General features: G+C 70.5%; 16 protein-coding genes and 1 tRNA gene. 14 read left to right on the top strand and 3 right to left on the bottom strand.

What is annotated here, in order from left to right; all coding sequences use genetic code 11:
• Positions 1–11 precede the first annotated feature (11 nt).
• A complete protein-coding gene (locus MICNX66_RS12905) occupies positions 12–1,520 on the bottom strand; it encodes a PucR family transcriptional regulator (RefSeq protein WP_187662202.1) in 1,509 nt (502 codons plus the stop codon).
• A 93-nt stretch (positions 1,521–1,613) separates the two neighbouring features.
• Here MICNX66_RS12905 and gabT point away from each other — a divergent pair, with 93 nt between their 5' ends.
• The 8 genes from gabT to poxB all read left to right on the top strand — a co-directional run bounded on the left by gabT (position 1,614) and on the right by poxB (position 12,086).
• On the top strand, positions 1,614–2,975 hold the full coding sequence (gabT, locus tag MICNX66_RS12900) for a 4-aminobutyrate--2-oxoglutarate transaminase (RefSeq protein WP_187662201.1): 1,362 nt from the start codon (positions 1,614–1,616) through the stop codon (positions 2,973–2,975).
• Between the two features lie 91 nt (positions 2,976–3,066).
• Positions 3,067–4,449: a flavin monoamine oxidase family protein gene (locus tag MICNX66_RS12895; RefSeq protein ID WP_101848465.1), complete on the top strand. Its 1,383-nt coding sequence runs from the start codon at positions 3,067–3,069 to the stop codon at positions 4,447–4,449.
• On the top strand, positions 4,449–5,333 hold the full coding sequence (locus MICNX66_RS12890) for a universal stress protein (protein WP_187662200.1): 885 nt from the start codon (positions 4,449–4,451) through the stop codon (positions 5,331–5,333). Before MICNX66_RS12895 ends, MICNX66_RS12890 begins: the two co-directional genes overlap by 1 nt.
• Positions 5,333–6,889 (top strand): APC family permease, encoded by a 1,557-nt coding sequence (locus MICNX66_RS12885; protein ID WP_187662199.1) that lies wholly within the window; start codon positions 5,333–5,335, stop codon positions 6,887–6,889. The genes MICNX66_RS12890 and MICNX66_RS12885 overlap by 1 nt, the downstream gene beginning before the upstream one ends.
• A 14-nt stretch (positions 6,890–6,903) precedes the next feature.
• Positions 6,904–8,370, top strand: a complete 1,467-nt coding sequence (locus tag MICNX66_RS12880; RefSeq protein ID WP_187662198.1) for an NAD-dependent succinate-semialdehyde dehydrogenase — start codon at positions 6,904–6,906, stop codon at positions 8,368–8,370.
• A gap of 25 nt (positions 8,371–8,395) precedes the next feature.
• Positions 8,396–9,760 (top strand): NAD-dependent succinate-semialdehyde dehydrogenase, encoded by a 1,365-nt coding sequence (locus tag MICNX66_RS12875; protein ID WP_187662197.1) that lies wholly within the window; start codon positions 8,396–8,398, stop codon positions 9,758–9,760.
• Positions 9,761–9,883: 123 nt separating this feature from the next.
• Positions 9,884–10,321 carry a pyridoxamine 5'-phosphate oxidase family protein gene (locus MICNX66_RS12870; protein WP_187662196.1) on the top strand — a complete coding sequence of 146 codons (438 nt, stop codon included), beginning with the start codon at positions 9,884–9,886 and terminating at the stop codon, positions 10,319–10,321.
• Positions 10,322–10,361: 40 nt separating this feature from the next.
• A complete protein-coding gene (gene poxB / locus MICNX66_RS12865) occupies positions 10,362–12,086 on the top strand; it encodes a ubiquinone-dependent pyruvate dehydrogenase (RefSeq protein WP_187662195.1) in 1,725 nt (574 codons plus the stop codon).
• A gap of 63 nt (positions 12,087–12,149) precedes the next feature.
• On the opposite strand, the gene MICNX66_RS12860 is transcribed toward poxB, so the two are convergent.
• Both MICNX66_RS12860 and MICNX66_RS12855 read right to left on the bottom strand, forming a co-directional pair.
• Entirely contained in the window at positions 12,150–14,942 is a 2,793-nt protein-coding gene (locus tag MICNX66_RS12860; protein ID WP_187662194.1) for a tetratricopeptide repeat protein, read from the bottom strand.
• Between the two features lie 28 nt (positions 14,943–14,970).
• Positions 14,971–16,791, bottom strand: a complete 1,821-nt coding sequence (locus MICNX66_RS12855) for an HSP90 family protein (protein WP_187662193.1) — start codon at positions 16,789–16,791, stop codon at positions 14,971–14,973.
• A gap of 192 nt (positions 16,792–16,983) precedes the next feature.
• Here MICNX66_RS12855 and MICNX66_RS12850 point away from each other — a divergent pair.
• From MICNX66_RS12850 to MICNX66_RS12825, 6 genes are all read left to right on the top strand, one after another.
• Positions 16,984–17,056, top strand: a tRNA-Trp gene (locus MICNX66_RS12850).
• A 39-nt stretch (positions 17,057–17,095) separates the two neighbouring features.
• Positions 17,096–17,368 (top strand): preprotein translocase subunit SecE, encoded by a 273-nt coding sequence (gene secE, locus MICNX66_RS12845; protein WP_025102339.1) that lies wholly within the window; start codon positions 17,096–17,098, stop codon positions 17,366–17,368.
• A 42-nt stretch (positions 17,369–17,410) separates the two neighbouring features.
• The gene (gene nusG / locus MICNX66_RS12840; protein ID WP_025102338.1) at positions 17,411–18,445 is read left to right on the top strand and encodes a transcription termination/antitermination protein NusG; all 1,035 of its coding nucleotides are present in this window, start codon (positions 17,411–17,413) and stop codon (positions 18,443–18,445) included.
• A 305-nt stretch (positions 18,446–18,750) separates the two neighbouring features.
• Positions 18,751–19,182 carry a 50S ribosomal protein L11 gene (gene rplK, locus MICNX66_RS12835; protein WP_025102337.1) on the top strand — a complete coding sequence of 144 codons (432 nt, stop codon included), beginning with the start codon at positions 18,751–18,753 and terminating at the stop codon, positions 19,180–19,182.
• An 11-nt stretch (positions 19,183–19,193) separates the two neighbouring features.
• Positions 19,194–19,883 (top strand): 50S ribosomal protein L1, encoded by a 690-nt coding sequence (gene rplA, locus MICNX66_RS12830; protein ID WP_025102336.1) that lies wholly within the window; start codon positions 19,194–19,196, stop codon positions 19,881–19,883.
• 190 nt (positions 19,884–20,073) lie between these two features.
• A complete protein-coding gene (locus MICNX66_RS12825) occupies positions 20,074–20,889 on the top strand; it encodes an amino acid ABC transporter substrate-binding protein (protein WP_187662192.1) in 816 nt (271 codons plus the stop codon).
• Positions 20,890–20,891 lie beyond the last annotated feature (2 nt).

Here is a 20,891-nt window from a genome sequence, read left to right as displayed (position 1 = left end):
AAGGGGCCGGGTCAGTCGCGGGCGGTCTGCAGGAGGGCCCACACCTCGGCCCGGGCGGGGAAGGTCGTGAGGTCGACCCCGAGGAGGGCGCCGGCATGGGAGACCCGGGAGCGGAGGGTGTGCCGGTGGATGCCGAGGGCGGCCGCGGCCTGCTCGGCCCGCGTGTCGTGGTCGAGCCAGGTCCGCAGCGCGTGTTCGAGCGCGGTGCCGTGGGCGGCGTCGTGTTCCCGGAGCGGAGCGAGCCGCGACTCCGCGACGAGCCGGGCCTCATCCGTCGCCAGCGCCGTGAGCAGGCTGGATCCGACCGTGTCGGCGTACCGGACGGCGCCGCTCGTGCCCGGCTGTCGGAGAGCGATGAGCGCCTGGGCGTGCGCGCGGGAGAAGGCGTCGTACCCCTCCGGGGCCGAGACGCCGACGCGGGCGCTGAAGCGCGAGGCCGCGTCGTCGAGAAGAGCCTCGTCGGCCGCTGACACGCAGATGACCACGCCGTCCTCGGAGTCCGCGAGGAAGACGGGCGTCCCGTGCTCGACCCGTCGGCGCTCCCACCAGTCGAGGAGAGGCTCGGCCGGGGCATCCCCGGTCACCGCCACCACCACGGGGGCGGGCGGAAGGCTGCCGAGGACACGGCGCGCGAGGCCGGGGTCGTCGCCCAGGAGCGAGCGCAGCAGCTGCGTGTGCAGCCGGCGGCGGCCGCGGGCGAGCTGCTCGCTCTGCTCACGCGCCAGTCCCGCCATCGCGATGACCGAGGTGACGACGGCCCTGGCCTCCTGGTCGAGGGCGTCCGCCGCCACGGCGAGGACGCCGCGCAGGTGCCCGCCCCGCCCCACCGTGAAGAGCATGAAGGTGTGCGCATCGAGGGTGAGGGACTGCCCCGCCTCGAGTCCGCGGTCGAGGATCTCCTGGACCCGCGTCCCGAGCCCTTCCCGGACAGTCGCCGAGAGGGCGTCGCGGGGGTGGGCGACGATCAGGTCGCCCGCCGCGTCGAACATGCCCGCCCAGGCGCCGAGTCGACGGCCGAGTTCGGTGATGATCGCCTCGAGCCCGCGCGGCCGGAGGGCGGCGAGGGCGAGGGCGCGCTGGGTGTCCAGCGCCCAGGTGCGCCGGGCGTAGGCCTGCGCCGCGATCGCCTCGGAGTGCGCGCGGGCCACGGCGATGAACGGCGTGCGGTACGGCACCTCGAACAGGGGGATGCCCTGGTCGGCGCACGCCGCGATCAACTCTTCCGGTGTTCCCGAGCGATGCACGTCGGTCCCGAATCCGAGCCCCAGCACGCCGCGCTCGGCGAGGCGGACGACGTAGGGGGCGATGGCCTCCGCGTCGTCGAACTGCGTGCCGGTGGTGAGGAGGACGAGGTCTTCCGCGAGGAAGGGCGTCGGGTCCGCGAGGTCGGAGCTGTGCACCCAGCGCAGTGGCCGGTCGAGCGCGCCGTCCGGCAGATCCGCTGCGGTGGAGACGAGGCGCAGGTCGAGATCCCGGCGGCGCAGCAGGGCGGACAGCGTGGAGGGATCGGCGGGGGCCATACGATCTCCGGTTGTACGAGACGGCGAAATCAATTCTCCGATTGTACGACCCGGCGAATGCGGGCGTCTCCGCTGCCGCCGTACGCTCGCGACATGGCTCTCCTCGACACCGCAGCACCCGCAGTCCCCCTCGGCGGCCCCGACCTCCCGCAGGAGCGTCGCCTCGTCACGGAACTCCCCGGCCCGCGGTCGGCCGAGGTCCTCGCCCGCAAGGCGGACGCGGTCGCCGCCGGTGTCGGTCACACGGTGCCGGTCGCCGCCGTCGCGGCCGGGGGAGGAGTGGTCGTCGACGCCGACGGCAACTCGCTCATCGACCTCGGCTCCGGCATCGCCGTGACCACGGTCGGCAATTCGCACCCGAAGGTGGCCGCCGCCGTGGCCGCGCAGGCGGCGCAGTTCACGCACACCTGCTTCATGATCTCGCCGTACGAGTCGTACGTCGGCGTCGCCGAGGCGCTCAACCGCGTCACCCCCGGCGACTTCGCCAAGAAGAGCGCCCTGTTCAACTCCGGCGCCGAGGCTGTCGAGAACGCGATCAAGATCGCCCGCAAGCACACCGGTCGTCAGGCCGTCGTCGCGTTCGACCACGGCTACCACGGCCGCACGAACCTCACCATGGCGCTGACCGCGAAGTCGATGCCGTACAAGAGCGGCTTCGGACCGTTCGCCCCCGAGGTGTACCGCGCGCCGATGTCGTACCCGTTCCGCGACGGGCTCGAGGGCGGCGAGGCCGCGGCCCGCGTGATCCTCCAGCTCGAGAAGCAGATCGGCGCCGACAACCTCGCCGCCGTCATCATCGAGCCGATCCAGGGTGAGGGGGGCTTCATCGTCCCCGCCGACGGCTTCCTCCCCGCGATCGTCGACTGGTGCCGCGCGAACGGCGTCGTCTTCATCGCCGACGAGGTGCAGACCGGGTTCGCCCGCACCGGACACATGTTCGCCAGCGAGATCTTCGGCATCGAGCCCGACCTCATCACCACCGCCAAGGGCATCGCGGGCGGGCTGCCGCTCGCCGCCGTGACCGGCCGCGCCGAGATCATGGATGCGTCGCACTCCGGTGGCCTCGGCGGCACCTACGGCGGCAACCCCATCGCGTGCGCCGCGGCGCTCGCGGCCATCGACGTGTTCGAGAACGACGGCGTCATCGAGCGTGCCCGCGAGATCGGCGAGATCCTCCTCGGCCGCCTCACAGCCCTCCAGGCCGAGGACGCCCGCATCGGCGACGTCCGCGGTCACGGTGCGATGGTCGCCGCCGAGTTCGTCGACCCGGAGACCAACGCTCCGGACGCCGCGCTCACGGCTGCTGTGGCCAAGGCGTGCATCGCCCAGGGCGTCATCGTCCTCACCTGCGGCACGTACGGCAACGTCATCCGCTTCCTCCCGCCGCTGTCCATCGGCGACGAGCTGCTGAACGAGGGCCTCGACGTCGTGGCCGAGGCGCTGGCCGGCGCCTGACACCCTGTCCGGTCGCGTCCCCGGATCGGGGGATTTCGGGACGCGACCGGTACTTCATCCCCCGCATCCCCCGACGACGAAGGAGTTGCAGATGGCTGAGATCACCCGCGACGTGCTGATCGTGGGCGCCGGAGCCGCAGGGCTCACGGCGGCCAACGACCTGCGGAAGGCCGGGCTGTCGGTCGCCGTGCTGGAGGCCCGCGACCGCGTGGGTGGCCGCCTGTGGACCGACGTGATCGACGGCGCCATGCTGGAGATCGGCGGCCAGTGGGTCTCGCCCGACCAGGACGCGCTCAAGGACACGATCGAGGAGCTGGGGCTCGAGACCTACAGCCGGTACCGCGAGGGCGACAGCGTCTACGTCGGCCCGGACGGACAGGCCCACCGCTTCACGGGCGAGATGTTCCCGGTGTCGGCGGAGACCGAGGCCGTGATCGCGCGCATCACCGGCATCCTCGACGCCCTCGTCGCCGAGATCGACCCGGACAAGCCGTGGGAGCACCCGAACGCGGCCGAGTGGGACTCGATCTCCTGGGACGCCTGGCTGCGCTCGCAGACCGACGACGACGAAGCCGTGCGTAACCTCGCCTTCGCCACCGGCTCGGCGATGCTGACCAAGCCGACCCACGCCTTCTCGCTGCTGCAGTCGCTGCTCATGGCGGCCTCGGCCGGCTCGTACTCGAACCTCGTCGACGCCGACTTCATCCTCGACAAGCGCGTCGTGGGAGGGCTCCAGCAGGTGCCGCTGCGCCTCGCCGAGCGCCTGGGCGAGGACGTGCTGCTGAACCAGCCCGTCCGCAGCCTGGAGTGGTCGGATGACGGGGTCGTGGCGACCACCGACGACCTCACGGTGCGGGCGCGGTACGCGATCCTCGCGCACGCCCCCATCCTCTACAACCGCATCTCCTTCGTCCCGCCGCTGCCGCGTCGCCAGCACCAGCTGCACCAGCACCTCTCGATGGGCTTCGTCATCAAGGTGCACGCCGTCTACGACCGCCCGTTCTGGCGCGAGCAGGGCCTGAGCGGCACGGCGTTCAGCCCGTACGAGCTCTCGCACGAGGCCTACGACAACAGCAACCACGGCGACGAGCGCGGCACTCTGGTCGGCTTCGTGTCCGATGCGAACGCCGACGGCGTGTTCGAGCTGTCCGCCGAGGAGCGCAAGGAGCGCATCCTCGAGTCGCTGTCGCACTACTACGGTCCCGAGGCGAAGAACCCGGTCGTGTACTACGAGAGCGACTGGGGCAGCGAGGAGTGGACGCGTGGCGCCTACGCCGCGAGCTTCGACCTGGGCGGCCTGCACCGCTACGGCGCCGACCTGCGCACGCCCGTCGGACCGATCCACTTCGCCTGCAGCGACATGGCAGGAGCGGGTTACCAGCACGTCGACGGGGCGATCCGCATGGGCCACTTCGTCGCGGCGAACATCGTCGACGCCCGCCGCGAGGCCGGCGCTCCCGAGAGCATCGGCTGATGACCGGCTCGGTCGTCGTCGGCTACACGGCGACGGATGCGGGGGCGGACGCGGCGGCGCTGGGCGCACGTCTGGCGCGCAGCATCGGTGCGACCCTCCACCTCGTGATCGTGCTGCCGACCGAGGGCACCCGGAGCGCCGCCGTGCCACCGGAGCGCGCCTACGAGGACGTCATCCGGAAGCAGGCGCGGAGCTGGCTGCAGGACGCGGTCGTGCGTCTCCCGCAGGAGCTGGTGCGCAGCGGCCATGTGCGCTTCTCCGAGTCGTTCGCCGAGGGCCTCATCGCCGCCGGTGAGGAGTTCGACGCCAGCGTCATCGTGATCGGCACGGCCGGCGGCGGCCTCTTCGGCCGGCATCGCCTGGGCAGCGTCGCATCGGAGCTGCTGCACTCCTCGCCGATCCCGGTGGCCCTCGCACCCTCCGGGCTCGCCCAGCAGGACGACCACGTGCTTCCGCGCGTCACGGTCGCCGTCGGCACGCGTCCCGGCGCGGAGGGCGTGCTCGACCAGGCCGTCGCCCTCGCCGGCGCGGCCGAGGTGAGCCTCCGGCTGGTGTCGCTCGTGCCGTTCGACGTGCCGCCGGGACTCGACACCGGCGCGATCCGCCTCGCCGGCAGCGAGCACGCGCACCAGGTGCTGGCCGTGGCGGCCGGGCGCCTGCCGGACGGCCTCGGCGCCGTCGTCGAGGAGGCGCCGGGCGAGACGGTGGAGGACGCCGTCGCCGGACTCTCCTGGCTCCCCGGGGAGGTCGTGCTCGTCGGCTCCAGCCGTCTGGCGCAGCCACGCCGTCTCTTCCTGGGCTCCACGGCGGCGAAGATGCTGCACGAGCTGCCCGTCCCCATGATCGTCGTCCCGCGCACCCGCATCGAAGCAGGAGACCGCTGATGAGCAGCACCAACCGGGCGACGGAGCCCGCATCCGGCGTCACGACCGGAATCTCGACGAAGGGCCTGAGCGCCGGCACCGTCGGCCTGATCGGCGCCGTCGTGATCGGCATCTCGTGCATCGCCCCCGCCTACACGTTCACGGCCGCCGTCGGCCCCACCGCGTCCGAGGTGGGCGCGCAGATCCCGGCGATCATCCTCGTCGGCTTCATCCCGATGCTCCTCGTGGCCTTCGGCTATCGCGAGCTCAACAACCGCATGCCCGACTCCGGCACCTCCTTCACCTGGGCCGCCAGGGCGTTCGGGCCGTGGGTGGGCTGGATGGCCGGCTGGGGCCTCGTGGTCGCCACGATCCTCGTGCTGTCCAACCTCGCCGGGGTCGCGGTCGACTTCCTGTTCCTGCTGCTGTCGCAGATCACGGGCAACGCCGAGATCGCCGATCTCGCCGGCGTCACCTGGATCAACATCGGCGTGTGCCTGCTCTTCATGCTGGGCGCGACGTGGGTGTCGTACCGGGACATGCAGACCACGCAGAAGCTGCAGTACTGGCTGGTCGGATTCCAGATCCTCGTGCTCGTGTTCTTCGCGGTCGCCGCGATCGTGCAGGCCGTGGGCGGCAACGGCTTCGACTACCAGCCGTTCGACCTCAACTGGTTCAACCCGTTCGCGATCTCGTCGTTCAGCGCGGTCGCCGCCGGTCTGTCGCTGTCGATCTTCATATTCTGGGGCTGGGACGTCACCCTCACCATGAACGAGGAGACGAAGGACCCGGAGAAGACCCCGGGTCGCGCGGCCACCGTCACGGTGCTCACGATCGTCTCGCTCTACCTGCTCCTCGCCGTCGCGATGATCATGTTCGCGGGCGTCGGTACGGGGGAGCTCGGCCTCGGCAACGGCGACATCCAGGAGAACGTGTTCTTCCACCTCTCCGGGCCGATCCTCGGGCCGCTCGCGTTCCTCGTCTCCCTCGCGGTGCTCACGAGCTCGGCGTCGTCGCTGCAGTCGACGTTCGTCGGTCCGGCGCGCACCCTGCTCGCGATGGGTCACTACGGCGCGCTGCCGAAGTCGTTCGCGAAGGTGAGCCCCCGGTTCTTCACCCCGGGCTACGCCACCATCGTGTCGGCCATCGTGGCCTCCGCGTTCTACGCCGTGATGCGCGTGGTCAGCGAGGACACGCTGTGGGACACGATCCTCACGCTCGGCATGATGATCTGCTTCTACTACGGGATCACCGCGTTCGCCTGCGTCTGGTATTTCCGCAAGCAGTGGTTCGACTCGGCGCGGAACGTCTTCTTCACCTTCCTGTTCCCGCTGGTGGGCGGCATCATCCTGGCGATCCTGTTCTTCACCACGCTGATCGACTCCATGGACCCGGCCTACGGCTCCGGGTCGGAGATCGGCGGCATCGGGATCGTCTTCATCCTCGGCATCCTCATCATCGTCGTCGGGATCGCCGTGATGATCTGGAACGCCATCCGCCGCCCCGCCTTCTTCCGCGGTGAGACGCTGGGTACGGACGCTCCGCCCAGCCGCCGTCGTCGTCCCACGTCCGTCTGAAAGAGAGAGAATCCATGAGCACTCAGAACGAGCAGGCGCTGCTCGACAGCATCCCCACCGGCCTCTTCATCGGCGGGGAGTGGATCGAGGGGGAGACCGGCGCGACCTTCGACGTCAAGGACCCCTCGACCAACCAGGTGATCCGCACGATCGCTGACGCCACCCCCGCGGACGGCATCCGGGCGCTCGACGCCGCCGTCGCCGCACAGGACGAGTGGGCCGCGACCGCGCCGCGCGTGCGCGGGGAGATCCTCCGCCGGGCGTTCGACCTCGTGCAGGAGCGCAAGGAGGACCTCGCGCTGCTGATGACGCTCGAGATGGGCAAACCCCTGGCCGAGGCCCGCGGCGAGGTCGCCTACGGCGGCGAGTTCCTCCGCTGGTTCAGCGAGGAGGCCGTGCGCATCAGCGGCCGCTACGGCCTGAACCCCGAGGGCACCGGTCACATGATCGTGTCGCAGCGCCCCGTCGGTCCGTCGTTCTTCGTCACGCCGTGGAACTTCCCGTTCGCGATGGCCACGCGCAAGATCGCCCCGGCCCTCGCCGCCGGCTGCACCGTGGTGATCAAGCCCCCGGCACTCACGCCGCTCACGACCATCTTCTTCACGACGCTGCTCGAAGAGGCCGGTCTGCCCAAGGGTGTCGTCAACGTCGTGCAGACCTCGAAGTCGAGCGCCCTGTCGGCGCCGATCATCGCCGACCCGCGTCTGCGCAAGCTCTCCTTCACCGGATCGACCGAGGTCGGCCGCAAGCTCATCGCGCAGGCCGCCGAGGGCGTGCTCCGGGTGTCGATGGAGCTCGGCGGCAACGCCCCGTTCGTCGTGTTCGACGACGCGGACCTGGACAAGGCCGTGGAGGGTGCGCTGGCCGCGAAGTTCCGCAACATCGGTCAGGCCTGCACGGCGGCGAACCGCTTCATCGTGCACAAGGATGTCGCGGGCGAGTTCGCCAAGCGCGTCACCGAGCGCGTCAACGGCATGAAGATCGGTCGCGGCACGGAGGACGGCGTGGCGATCGGCCCGCTCATCGACGAGGACGCCGTGGCCAAGGCCGGCGAGCTCGTCGACGACGCCGTCGAGCGCGGCGCGACCCTGCTCGCGGGCGGCAAGGCGCTCGAGGGCACCGGCACGTTCTACGAGCCCACGGTCCTCACCGACGTCGTCCCCGGTTCCGCGATCCTCCGCGAGGAGATCTTCGGCCCGGTGCTCGCGATCGCGACCTTCGAGACGGAGGACGAGGCCGTGCGTCTCGCCAACGACACCGAGTACGGCCTGGTCTCCTACGTGTTCACCGAGAACCTGCAGCGCGGTCAGCGGATGATCGACGCGCTGGAGACGGGCATGATGGGTCTCAACGTGGGTGTCGTCTCGAATGCGGCGGCTCCCTTCGGCGGCGTCAAGCAGTCCGGCGTCGGCCGCGAGGGCGGCTTCGAGGGCATCCACGAATACCTGTCCACCAAGTACACGCTGATCCCGGTCTCCTGACCGGCACGGCAAGAGGAGGAGAGACATGACCGACTACGCCGTCGTCAACCCCGCCACCGGCGAGACCCTGGCGTCGTACGACACGTTCACCGACGCGCAGATCGAGGAGGCCGTCGCCGCCGCGGACGAGGCCCACCGCGAGTGGTCGCGCTCCACCACGGTCGCCGACCGTGCAGCGCTTCTGCGCCGTGCGGCCGAGCTGCACCGCGAACGCCGCGAGGAGCTGGCCGACATCTTCGTGCGCGAGATGGGCAAGCCCCGGGAGGCCGCACTCGGCGAGGTCGACTTCGCCGCCGACATCGCCGAGTACTACGCGGACCAGGCCGAGGACATCATGGCCGACCAGCCCATCAAGATCCTCGGGGAGGGGTCGGCGATCATCCGCCGCTCCTCGCTGGGACCGCTCGTGGGCATCATGCCGTGGAACTTCCCGGCCTACCAGATCGTGCGCTTCGCGGCGCCGAACCTGATCGTCGGCAACACGATCCTGCTGAAGCCCGCGCCGCAGTGCCCGGAGTCGTCGAGCGCGATCGAGGCGATCTACCACGACGCCGGCTTCCCGAAAGGCGCGTACCAGAACGTGCTCGCGACGAACGACCAGATCGCGGCCATGATCGCGGACCGGCGGGTGCAGGGGGTGTCGCTGACCGGCTCCGAGCGCGCCGGCGCCGCGGTCGCCGAGGTCGCGGGGCGCAACCTCAAGAAGGTCGCGCTGGAGCTGGGCGGGTCCGACCCGTTCATCGTGCTCTCCACCGACGACCTCGACGCCACCGTGCAGGCGGGTGTCGACGCGCGGCTCGACAACAACGGTCAGGCCTGCAACGGCGCCAAGCGCTTCATCATCGTCGACGACCTCTACGACGCGTTCGTGGAGAAGTTCACGTCGGCGATGGCGGCCGTCGAGGCGACCGACCCCACGCTCGACGACACGGTCCTCGGCCCGGTCTCGTCGGAGGCGGCCGCGGAGAACCTGCAGAAGCAGATCGACACGGCGGTCGCCCAGGGTGCGACGCTGCTCACGGGCGGTACGCGCGACGGGGCGTTCTTCGCACCGACGGTGCTCGCCGACGTGACCCCGGAGATGGACGTCTACCGCGAGGAGCTGTTCGGTCCCGCGGCGGTCGTGTACCGCGTCGCGGACGAGGACGCGGCGGTCGCGCTGGCCAACGACACCACGTTCGGCCTCGGCTCCTACGTCTTCACGACGGACGAGGCGCAGGCGGAGCGGGTGGCCGACAGGATCGAGGCGGGCATGGTCTACGTGAACCTCGTGCTCGCCGACAGCCCGGAGCTCCCGTTCGGCGGCATCAAGCGCAGCGGCACGGCACGCGAGCTGGGCCACCTCGCCGCCGACGAGTTCGTCAACAAGAAGCTGATCCGCATCGGCTGATCGTCGACCCACCCCCTTGCGGCCGAGCGGCCCCCTTGCGTGCGTACGCAAGGGGGCCGCTCGCACGAGAGGGGCCGGGTCGACGGGGGTGCGCGTCGAGGACGGACGAGGCACAATGGCGGCATGAGCGCGCACACGGATCCGGTCCAGACCCTCACCGCGGAGCAGAGCTGGGAGCACCTGCGCAGCCAGGAGCTCGGGCGGCTCGTGACCCGGGTCGGCGACACCATCGACATCTTCCCCGTGAACTATGCCGTGGACGGCGAAGGCCTGCTGTTCCGCACCGCCCCCGGGAGCAAGCTGTTCGAGCTGACGGTCACCGCCGACGTGCTCTTCGAGGTCGACGACCACACGGACACCGCGGCCTGGAGTGTCATCGTGCGCGGACGTGCGGAGGCTCTGGAGACCGACGCCGACATCGAGCGGGCGGAGGCGGCGGGTCTGCGCCCGTGGATCCCGACCGACAAGCGCGTGTACGTGCGCATCGCGCCGACATCGGTCTCCGGCCGTGCGTTCCGGCGCGATCCGGAGCCCGACCGGGACGGGCCGCAGGAGTACTGAGCCCGGCCCGGGGAGGCCTCGGCGGGCGTAGGGTCGGGGTATGGCCAACGTCGCTGAGAACATCGTCAAGACTCTGAACGCCAACGGAGTCGACCGGGTCTACGGCATCCCGGGCGACTCCCTGAACGGACTCACGGACGCCCTCCGCAAGGACGGCCGGATCCGCTGGGTGCATGTGCGCCACGAGGAGTCCGCCGCCTTCGCCGCCGCGGCCGACGCCGGCACCACCGGGGACCTCGCCGTCGTGGCGGGTTCATGCGGCCCCGGCAACCTGCACCTCATCAACGGCCTGTACGACGCACAGCGCTCCCGGGTGCCGGTGCTGGCCATCGCCGCCCACATCCCCACCGTCGAGATCGGCACCGGATATTTCCAGGAGACGCATCCGCAGGAGCTGTTCCGCGAGTGCAGCGTGTACGTCGAATACGTCGCGGACCCGTCGCAGATGCCGCGGCTGATGGAGATCGCCATGCGCGCGGCCATCGAGCAGCGCGGCGTCGCGGTCCTCGTGATCCCCGGTGATGTGGCGCTGTCCGAGATCGCGGATGACCGCGCCGTGGTGATCGAGCGCACCCGCCCGCTGATCCAGCCCAGCGGTCCGGAGCTGGAGAAGGCCGCGACCATGCTGAACGCGGCCAAGAAGGTCACCATCCTCGCCGGGGCCGGCGTGGAGGGCGCGCACGACGAGGTGATCGCGCTCGCCGACGCACTCGGTGCCCCCATCGTCCACGCGCTGCGCGGCAAGGAGTTCATCGAGTACGACAACCCGTTCGACGTCGGCATGACGGGGCTGCTCGGATTCGCGTCGGGCTATCGGGCGATGGAGGCGGCGGACACGCTCCTCGTCCTCGGCAGCGACTTCCCGTACGAGCAGTTCTACCCGGAGCACGCGACCACCATCCAGGTCGACATCCGCGGCTCGCAGCTCGGCAAGCGGCACCCGCTCGACCTCGGGCTCGTCGGCGACGTGAAGGCGACCGCCGAGGCCCTGCTGCCCCGACTCGCCCGGAAGGACGACCGCGGCCACCTCGACGACGCCGTGGCCCACTACCGGAAGACGCGGAAGAAGCTCGACGAGCTCGCGGTGCCGGCGAAGGGCGCACGCCCCATCCACCCGCAGTACCTGGCACGCCTCCTGGACGAGTACGCCGCCGACGACGCGATCTTCACCGCCGACGTGGGCTCGCCGACCGTCTGGGCCGCGCGCTACCTGTCCATGACCGAGGGGCGCCGGCTGATCGGGTCGTTCACGCACGGCTCGATGGCGAACGCCCTGATGCACGGCATCGGCGCGCAGGTCGCCCATCCGGATCGTCAGGTCGTGGCGCTCGCCGGCGACGGCGGCCTCGCGATGATGCTCGGCGAGCTGCTCACGCTCACCCAGAACGGTCTCCCGGTCAAGACGATCGTGGTGAACAATTCATCGCTGAACTTCGTGGAGCTGGAGATGAAGGCCGCCGGCTTCGTCACCTACGGCACGGGGCTCGACAACCCGAGCTTCGCGGCGATCGCCGAGGCCATGGGCATCTTCGCCCGTCGGGTGGAGCGTAGCGAGGATCTGCCGGAGGCGGTCCGTGAGGTCCTCGCGCACGACGGTCCCGCGCTGCTCGACGTCGTGACCGAGCGCCAGGAGCTGTCCATGCCGCCGGCGATCGAGGCCGCGCAGGTCAAGGGCTTCGCGCTCTACGCGATCCGCACGGTCATGTCGGGCCGCGGGGACGAGCTGCTCGACCTCGCACGGGCGAACTGGCGTCAGCTGTTCTGACGCGGCTCACCACCGCGACGACGCCGGCTCGGGACCCCCTGTGGATCCCGAGCCGGCGGCGTGTCAGCTCTCGACGAGGGCCCTGACCTCTGCGGCCTCGGCGTGCCGTCCCAGTGCCTCCAGCACATCGCCGAGCTCCAGTGCCGCGACCTGACGCAGCGGCGGGAAGCTCTCGGCATGGTCCAGGGCGCTCCGGTAGACGGGTACGGCGTCGGCCGGACGGTCGTTCCCCGCGAGGACGCGCCCCGCGAACAGTTCCGAGCTCCCGGCGGCGCCCTGATCCCCGAGCGCGGCGAAACCATCGGCGGCAGTGAGGGCGGCGGCGACGGACTCGTCGATCCGGCCGAGCTGGGCCAGGGCGCGGCCGCGGGAGTCGGTCACGTCGGCGAGCAGCCATCCGGCTTCATGCTCCTGGGCGAGCGCGGCGACCTCGTCGAAGAGGGGGAAGGCGCGCTCGTCGCCGCAACCGCCGTAGGCCTGGCCGAGGCTGTGCAGCACCTCGGACAGCGCGCCGACGGCCTCGGGGGCGCGACGAGCGATGTCCGCAGCGCCCTCCAGCAGCCGCACGGCGTCGTCGTGCTCCTCGAAGCGGGCGAGGATCTTCGCCTGCTCGGTCATGGCCATGGCCTGGTCGGCGTGCGCCTCCGCCTGTCCGAACAACTCGGCGGCGTAGCCGTGTGCGCCGACCGCCTGGCCGAACTCTCCGGACTCGGCGAGAGACCGGGCGAGGAGAGAGGCGGTCATGGCACGGGAGCCGGCGGGCGTCTCGGCGTCCTCCTCGCGCTGGAGCACGTCGCCGAAGAGCTCCGCGGCCTCCTCGGCGTCTCCCGCGCGGAGCATCGCCCTGGCCAGCCGGAAGTCCACGCCGGTGCGATCGCCGTCATCCTGCAGCCGAGCAGCCAGACGGTAGCGGGTGACGGCCTTCTCGGGCTCCTCGGCGTCCTCCCAGAGCGCGCCCGCGAGCACATGGGCGTCGGCGAGAGCCCGCGTGGCGCCGAGCTCGGCGAGCAGCCGGCACACCTCGTCGGCGTCCGTCGCCCCATCCTGGTACGCGCCCGTGCCGCCCCGCACGCGGGCCCGAGTCTGCAGCGCGTGGGCCCGATGACCGGCGGACAGGTCGTCCTGGGCGAGGAAGCGGTCGAGGAGCGTGCGGCCGGCGTCGAGGTCGCCCTTGCTCAGCACGGCGCCGATCGCCACGAGGGTGGTCGTGTTGGACAGCCGGGTGTCCTCCGCCTCCGCGAACGAGCGGGCCGCGAGCTCGGCGAGGTCGAGGGCCGCGTCCGGCTCCTCGGCCCTGAGGTGCAGCGACGCGCGGCTGATGGCCAGGTCGCCGCGCGACCAGGCCGGCAGACGGTCGGCCGCGGCCAACTCCTCTTCGAGTGCCGCCATGGTCTCGTCGGTGTGCAGCCCGAAGGTCGCGAGCTTCAGACGCTCCTCGAGGTCGGCCTGCGCGTCGTTCCCTGCGGCCCGCAGGGCGGCGATCCGCTCGGGGAGGAGGCGCTCGGCCTCGTCCACGCGATCGAGCGCGACGAGGATGCCGAGGTGCATCGACAGGAGCTGCGCGCGCTGGGCGGGGTCGTCGACCTCCAGGGCGTGCGGGAGCGCGGCGAGGGTCTCCTGCTCGGCGCCGAACTGCGCGAGCTGCATCGCCCGCTCGTACCAGGCCTCCGGATCCGCCGGAGTGGCGGCCGGGGCCGGGGCGACGAACGCATCGGAGCGGATCGGGACGTCGTAGCTCTCGTCGGCGAGAGCGCGCATCCGGGCGAGGCTGCGGGCGTGGCCGTCGGTGCCGTCCCGCTCGTCGAACTGCGCCCCGATGCGCTCGGCCGTGGACCAGGCGGCCGCGGCGAGGTCGGCGGCGCTCCACGGGCCGTCGTGGGCCCCGAGCAGCGGCACGAGTGCAGGGGCGTCGGCACCGCGGACCGGGGTGTCGCCGTGGCCGGCGGCGGTGACGCGGTCGAGAGCGACCGCGAACGCCGTGAGGGCGGCGAAGTGTGCGTCGACGTTGAGGCCGTCGTGGGCGAGCCACGCGACGTGCTTCTCGATCAGGGCCAGCGCCCGCGCCTCGTTGCCGGTGATCGCGGCGAACACGATGTTGTTCGCCACGATGCGCAGGTTGTCGGGGTTGTCCTTGGCCAGTCGGTAGCTGCGCAGGTGCGCGGTCTTCGCATCTTCCGTGCGTCCGGCGCGGAGGTACGGGAGGAGGACGCGGGAGAGCGCGTGCTCCGGCTCCTCGCCGCAGGAGAAACCGCCCTCGATCATCTCCTCGACGAGCCGGATGGCGTCGGCGTCGCGATCGGTCTCCGCGAAGAATCCCGCGAACTGGCTGCGGCTGCACGCGTCGCAGTGGCTGTGCTCGTCGCGCGGCGTGGCCTCGAGCTGCACGCGGAGGGCTTCGGCGGCGTCGAACCGGCCGGCGTCCCAGGCGTCCTCGAAGCGGGCGGTCAGCACGCCGCTGAGGCCGAGTCCTGCGGCACGGTAGTGCGACTCCATGTCGTCGAGCACCGCGGCGATCTGCTCCTGCGAGAAGGCGGGGGAGGAGCGCAGCGAAGACGCCATCCACTTGAACTGCCACATCAGGTCGGCGCCGCCGTTGTCGAGGTCGGCGGGGAACCGCTGCGGGTCGGCGTCGTGATGCGCGAGGCACCACGCGAAGGAGTTCAGCATGACGTCGGTGGCGCCGACCATGTTCGCCGACGCGGTCTGCCGCATCCGGGCTTCGTATTCCAGCCGTTCGTCGCCGATCTCGATGGCCAGCGCGACCGCCTCCGCCACGAGGGCCTGCTCCGCCGGGCCCCACGGGGTGCGATCGATCTCCTCGATGAGCTGCTGGAAGCGCTTCTTCGGACGTGCCATGGAGGGCCCTTCGGGTAGTCGGGGGGTGTCAGCGCGCGTCGAAGGGGAGAGTGTCCCCCTCGATGCCGGCGGAGAGTGAGACGAGGTCGGAGAGGGCGCTGGTCATGAGCGCCCGATCGGCGTCCGAGAGGGGGTGGTGACCCGCGAGAAGCGCCTGGATGTAGAGCAGCTGGACCGTGCGTGCGAAGACGGCGTCGTCCTCGACGCGGACGAGGGCCCGGACGACGCGGTTCGACCAGTTCAGGCACAGTCGCGCCGTGAGGTCGTCGTCCCGCGAAGAGGAGAGCGTCTGGTCGATGCGGTCGAGCACCCCGCCCCAGAGCGTGCTCGCGATGCCCTTGGTGCGCCCGCGGTCGATCGTCCGCAGCACCTCGGGGTCCGCCACGTACAGTCCGGTCAGCTCCGGGCGGTCGATCGCCCGGACGACCACGGCGCAGTCCGAGGACTGCAGGACGGCGCCGGCGCGGGACTCCAGCGCCATCGCGATGTCCCGGTCGTCGAGCGGCGGCGGGTCGAGGCGATCGAGCTCCCCGGTCACGTCGACCTTCTCGACCGTGACCTGCGGGTAGAGGTCGGGGAGCAGCCGGATCAGGTCGGCGTCGTAGAGGTAGCCGCCGTTGACGAGGACCTCGTCGGACGGCGAGATCCCGGCCACCTGGCGGAACTCGTCGACCGTCTGGGCGTAGCGCACGTGCGGGTACCGCTCCACGAGGTCGCCGATCCGCAGCGTGCCGTGCGTGGTCTCCACCGTGAGCCAGCGGGTGATGAAGCGCGCGAGCTCCTCGTCGTGGCGCACCAGGGACTTGAGTCCGACCTCGTGCACGGCGACGAACTGGGCGAGGCGATGCGGTTCACGCAGTCCGAGTTCGAGCACCCAGCGGCGGATCCCGGCGCCGAGCTGTTCGCGGACGTGCTCCAGCGCCGTGTCCTCGACGAGGGATTCGCGGCTCGCGGTCGGTGCGAGGCCGGTGGAGTCGATGACGGCGCGCACGAAGAACGCCCAGTCGGGCAGCACGTCGTCGACGCGTTCCGACAGCAGCATGCGGCCCAGATACATGCGGGTCGCCTGCCGGGCGCCGGGCGGAGGAGCGAAGGGCAGGACGTATGCCAGGCCCTGCGTCCCGGTCGCCGGCTCGGTCAGCGGGATCACGTCCAGCGGCGCCGCACCGAGCAGGTCGCGGCCGTACTGCACGGCCGCTTCGACGTCGGCGGCGGGGTCGAGGAAGGGCGCCTCGCGGGTCACGTCGATGTCCCCGCCGGTCGCATCGATGGTCACCCGCACGGGCAGGAACTCGCCGAACGTGGTCGCGAGCTCGTGCACGGCGGCCGGTCGCAGCAGCTCGTCGGCGTCGAAGCGCGGCACGAGGTGCACGCTGGTGCCGATCGGCAGGTCGTCATCGATCTCCGCGACCCGGAAGGTGCCGTCGGCGCTGCCCGTCCACTCCACCGCGGAGCCGCCTCTGGCGCTGCGGGAGCGGATGACGATGGTGTCGGCGACCATGAAGCAGCTCAGCAGCCCGATGCCGAACTGGCCGAGGAAGTCGCTCCGGGGGAGGTCGAAGATGTCCCGCTTGGAGCTGCGCCCGACGGTCGCGAGGAGATCGGCGACCTCGGCCGCGGTCAGCCCCACCCCGTCATCGCGGAGCACGAACGCGCCCGTCTGCGCGGTGAGCGGCGTGATGCGGATGCGGCCTCCGCCCCCGTCGACCTCGCGGCGCGCCGCGATCGCGTCCCGCGCGTTCTGGAGCAGTTCCCGCAGATAGACGCGGGGACTGGAGTAGATGTGCCTGCTGAGCAGGTCGACGACTCCGCGCAGATCCACCTGGAACTGCTGCACATCCCCACTCACATGCGTCCCTTCCTGCTTCGTCCGCCCGCCGAGCCTAGCAACAACGCGGGTTCCGCTTCCTGTTCGGCACCACGGGATCGATGCCGTATGCTTGGTGAGCAGTTGTTCTCTGCATTCTTTCGCCGTGCCTGGCGTCTTCGACATCGGCCGGTGGCAGGGTGGGGAGGGCATCCCCGAGACCTCCGGGTCTCTAGGGCGGTAGCTCAATTGGCAGAGCAGCGGTCTCCAAAACCGCAGGTTGCAGGTTCGATTCCTGTCCGCCCTGCGCGTCAGCGCACGCTGACACACGAAAGGTACATTCAGGATGGATCAGGACGAACCGCGCGGCGACGTCGTCGCGGCCGGCGCCACGCGCCAGAAGAAGGGCAACCCCTTCTCCCGGTTCTTCGGGGGCATCGCCCTGTTCATCCGCCAGGTCATCGCCGAACTGCGCAAGGTCGTCACCCCGACCCGCAAGGAGCTTTTCAAGTTCACGGGTGTGGTGCTCGTCTTCGTCCTGATCGTCATGGGCATCGTCTACGGTCTCGACTACGTCTTCGGGCTCCTGACGCACTACGTGTTCGGAATCCCTGGCTGATGACCCCCGCGGCATCGGCCGCAGCTATGGAGAAGAAGCAACGTGTCTGAACGATATTCCGACGACGCCGACTGGGCGACCGCCGCAGAGCAGTCCAGCGAGGAGGACGAGGCCCAGGAGGGCAACGTGCTCGCCGCCGAGGAGCTCTCGGTCACCTCTGCCGAGCACGTCGCGGTCCACGTCGAGGACGAGGACGGCGAGCAGGAGACGGAAGACATCGACATCGACATCGACGACCCGGAGGCGGACGCCATCGTGAACGACGCTCTGAACCTGGACGAAGCCGCGGAGTCCGAAGCCGCCGCCGAGGTCCTCAACGATTCCGTGGCCGAAGAGGTCGCGGAGCAGGAGGCCGAGGCCGCCGACGAGGTCACCCCCTACGAGGGGCCCGACGTCAACGGCGAGGACGACCGTCCGGCCGCCGAGTCCGACGAGGACGAGTCGGCTTCCGAGGAAGACCCGTACGAGGCCTTCCGCATGGACCTGCGCATGCTCCCCGGCAAGTGGTACGTCATCCACTCGTACGCCGGCTTCGAGCGCAAGGTCAAGGCGAACATCGAGCAGCGCAAGTCGACGCTCGAGGTCGAGGACGAGATCTACCAGGTCGAGGTCCCGATGGAGGACGTCGTCGAGATCAAGAACGGCCAGCGCAAGATGGTCACCCGCGTGCGCATCCCCGGCTACGTGCTGGTGCGCATGGAGCTCACGGAGGACACCTGGTCGGTCGTGCGGCACACCCCCGGCGTCACCGGCTTCGTGGGCAACGCCCACAACCCGACGCCGCTGCGCTTCGAAGAGGCCTTCAACATGCTGAAGTCCCTCGTCGAGGTCAAGGACGTCCCGACCGCCAAGAACATCGCGGCCAAGGGCGGCGTCGCCGTCGCCCGTCCGCTTCCCGCCGAGGTCGACTTCGAGGTCGGCGAGACCATCACGATCAAGGAGGGCTCGTTCGCGGGTCTTCCCGGTTCGATCAGCGAGATCAAGCCGGAGAGCGGCAAGCTCACGGTCCTCGTCTCCCTCTTCGAGCGCGAGACCCCGGTCGAGCTGTCGTTCGACCAGGTCACCAAGATGATCTGACCGCGGGTCACTGAGCCCGCCGAAGTGCACGAGAACGGCCGTCCCTTCCGGGGCGGCCGTCTTCTCTTCCCGGACCCACCCCGTTCCGTGCCTCCCGGCCCTTTGCGGACGCACGCACGGGGCCGGCTCGCACTCGAGGGGCCGGCTCGCGAGTGGGGGAGTGATCAGGTAGACTTACGTGGTTTGTGTGATAGCCCGCTGGGGTCCCTGAGCTTGTCGAAGGGCGCGCAGACGACCACGGGCCGGAGAGGCCGGAGCCGTGGGAGAAGCGGATGCTCGCATCCGCCTCGAGGAAAGGAAAGAGAATGGCACCGAAGAAGAAGGTGACCGGCCTGATCAAGCTTCAGATCAACGCCGGTGCCGCCAACCCGGCGCCGCCGATCGGCCCCGCGCTCGGTCAGCATGGCGTCAACATCATGGAGTTCTGCAAGGCGTACAACGCCGCGACCGAGTCGCAGCGCGGCAACGTCATCCCCGTCGAGATCACCGTCTACGAGGACCGCAGCTTCACCTTCGTCCTGAAGACCCCGCCCGCGGCGGAGCTCATCAAGAAGGCCGCCGGTGTGCAGAAGGCTTCGGCCACCCCGCACACCGTCAAGGTCGGCAAGATCACCAAGGACCAGGTCCGTCAGATCGCTGAGCAGAAGCAGGCCGACCTGAACGCGAACGACATCGAGGCCGCCTCGAAGATCATCGCCGGCACCGCCCGTTCCATGGGCATCACGGTCGAGGGCTGAGGAGAATAATCATGGCTACCAAGTCCAAGGCTTACAAGGCTGCCGCCGAGAAGATCGAGGCAGACCGTTTCTACACGCCGTCCGAGGCCGTCGCGCTCGCGAAGGAGACCGGTTCGGCGAAGTTCGACTCGACCGTCGAGGTCGCGCTGAAGCTCGCCGTCGACCCGCGCAAGGCGGACCAGATGGTGCGCGGCACCGTCATCCTGCCCCACGGCACCGGTAAGACCGCCCGCGTCATCGTGTTCGCCACCGGCCCCGCGGCCGAGGCGGCGATCGCTGCCGGCGCCGATGAGGTCGGCGGCGCCGAGCTCATCCAGAAGGTCGCCGACGGCTGGACCAACTTCGACTCCGCGGTCTCGACCCCGGAGCTCATGGGCCAGGTCGGCCGTCTCGGCAAGGTGCTCGGTCCCCGTGGCCTGATGCCGAACCCGAAGACCGGCACCGTGACTCCGAACCCGGCCAAGGCCGTCGAGGAGATCAAGGGCGGAAAGATCGAGTTCCGCGTCGACAAGCACGCCAACGTGCACTTCGTCATCGGCAAGGCCTCGTTCTCGGCCGAGCAGCTGAACGAGAACATCGACGCCGCTCTCGAGGAGATCGTCCGCCTCAAGCCGTCCAGCGCCAAGGGCCGTTACATCCAGAAGGGTGCGGTGTCGACCACGTTCGGCCCCGGCATCCCGCTGGACGTCAACGCCATCTGACGCGTCGACGGGTTCGCACCTGTCGCACCGAACGCCCCCGGGTCCGCCCGGGGGCGTTCCGCGTTCCCGGGCCGCCCGCGACATCCGGCGTCATCCGATGCGGGGAACGCCCGGAGCGACGCGTACTGTGGGGGAGTTCCCGCGGTCGTCGCGTAAACTCGCACCCGCGCTTCTCACCCCAGGAGGGTCCATGTCCCGTCGTCTCATCGCCGTCACCGCACTGGTCGTCGCCGCTGCCGCCCTGACCGCGTGCAGCGGTTCGAGCACGCCCGCGAGCACGGACGGCGAGAGCGCCGCGGGCTCCGACTTCGGCCTGGTGAAGGACGGCACGCTGACGGTCGCGACCGAGGGCACCTACCGTCCGTTCAGCTTCCACGGCGACGGCGGCTCCGGCGACCTCACCGGCTACGACGTCGAGATCATCCAGGCCGTCGCCGACGAGCTCGGTCTGAAGGTCGAGTTCCAGGAGACCCAGTGGGACGCGATCTTCGCGGGGCTCGACGCGGGCCGCTTCGACGTGATCGCGAACCAGGTGTCGATCAACGACGAACGCGAGGCCAAGTACCTCTTCAGCACCCCGTACACGGTGTCGCCCGGCGTGATCGTGGTCAAGGAGGACGACGACTCCATCTCGTCGTTCGACGACCTCGAGGGCAAGACCACGGCGCAGTCCCTCACGAGCAACTGGTACGAGCTGGCCACCGAGTCCGGCGCCAAGGTCGAGGGCGTCGAGGGCTGGGCGCAGGCCGTGGAGCTCCTCCGCCAGGGCCGGGTGGACGCCACCGTCAACGACAAGCTGACCTTCCTCGACTACGAGACGACCAACAGCCCGACCGGCCTGAAGATCGCCGCGGAGACCGACGACGCCGGCGAGCAGGCCTTCGTGTTCACGAAGGACAAGGAGGCGCTCGTCGATGCGGTCGACGAGGCGCTCGACACGCTCCGTGCCGACGGCACACTGGCCGAGATCAGCGAGAAGTACTTCGGCGAGGACGTCTCGCAGTAGGC

Origin of the sequence: Microbacterium sp. Nx66 (assembly GCF_904066215.1) — a bacterium.
In the GTDB taxonomy this organism is placed as follows: domain Bacteria; phylum Actinomycetota; class Actinomycetes; order Actinomycetales; family Microbacteriaceae; genus Microbacterium; species Microbacterium meiriae.
Note: the sequence above shows the minus strand (reverse complement) of the source record. Positions and strands in the feature narration are given on the sequence as shown.

What these genes read in the sequence shown, in the direction of transcription:
- MICNX66_RS12885 (WP_187662199.1), top strand. Translation starts at nt 5,333, where the DNA reads ATGAGCAGCACCAACCGGGCGACGGAGCCCGCATCCGGCGTCACGACC.
- MICNX66_RS12890 (WP_187662200.1), top strand. Translation starts at nt 4,449, where the DNA reads ATGACCGGCTCGGTCGTCGTCGGCTACACGGCGACGGATGCGGGGGCG.
- MICNX66_RS12870 (WP_187662196.1), top strand. Translation starts at nt 9,884, where the DNA reads ATGAGCGCGCACACGGATCCGGTCCAGACCCTCACCGCGGAGCAGAGC.
- MICNX66_RS12895 (WP_101848465.1), top strand. Translation starts at nt 3,067, where the DNA reads ATGGCTGAGATCACCCGCGACGTGCTGATCGTGGGCGCCGGAGCCGCA.
- poxB (WP_187662195.1), top strand. Translation starts at nt 10,362, where the DNA reads ATGGCCAACGTCGCTGAGAACATCGTCAAGACTCTGAACGCCAACGGA.
- secE (WP_025102339.1), top strand. Translation starts at nt 17,096, where the DNA reads ATGGATCAGGACGAACCGCGCGGCGACGTCGTCGCGGCCGGCGCCACG.
- MICNX66_RS12860 (WP_187662194.1), bottom strand. Translation starts at nt 14,942, where the DNA reads ATGGCACGTCCGAAGAAGCGCTTCCAGCAGCTCATCGAGGAGATCGAT.
- MICNX66_RS12880 (WP_187662198.1), top strand. Translation starts at nt 6,904, where the DNA reads ATGAGCACTCAGAACGAGCAGGCGCTGCTCGACAGCATCCCCACCGGC.
- gabT (WP_187662201.1), top strand. Translation starts at nt 1,614, where the DNA reads ATGGCTCTCCTCGACACCGCAGCACCCGCAGTCCCCCTCGGCGGCCCC.
- rplK (WP_025102337.1), top strand. Translation starts at nt 18,751, where the DNA reads ATGGCACCGAAGAAGAAGGTGACCGGCCTGATCAAGCTTCAGATCAAC.
- MICNX66_RS12905 (WP_187662202.1), bottom strand. Translation starts at nt 1,520, where the DNA reads ATGGCCCCCGCCGATCCCTCCACGCTGTCCGCCCTGCTGCGCCGCCGG.
- MICNX66_RS12875 (WP_187662197.1), top strand. Translation starts at nt 8,396, where the DNA reads ATGACCGACTACGCCGTCGTCAACCCCGCCACCGGCGAGACCCTGGCG.
- MICNX66_RS12825 (WP_187662192.1), top strand. Translation starts at nt 20,074, where the DNA reads ATGTCCCGTCGTCTCATCGCCGTCACCGCACTGGTCGTCGCCGCTGCC.
- rplA (WP_025102336.1), top strand. Translation starts at nt 19,194, where the DNA reads ATGGCTACCAAGTCCAAGGCTTACAAGGCTGCCGCCGAGAAGATCGAG.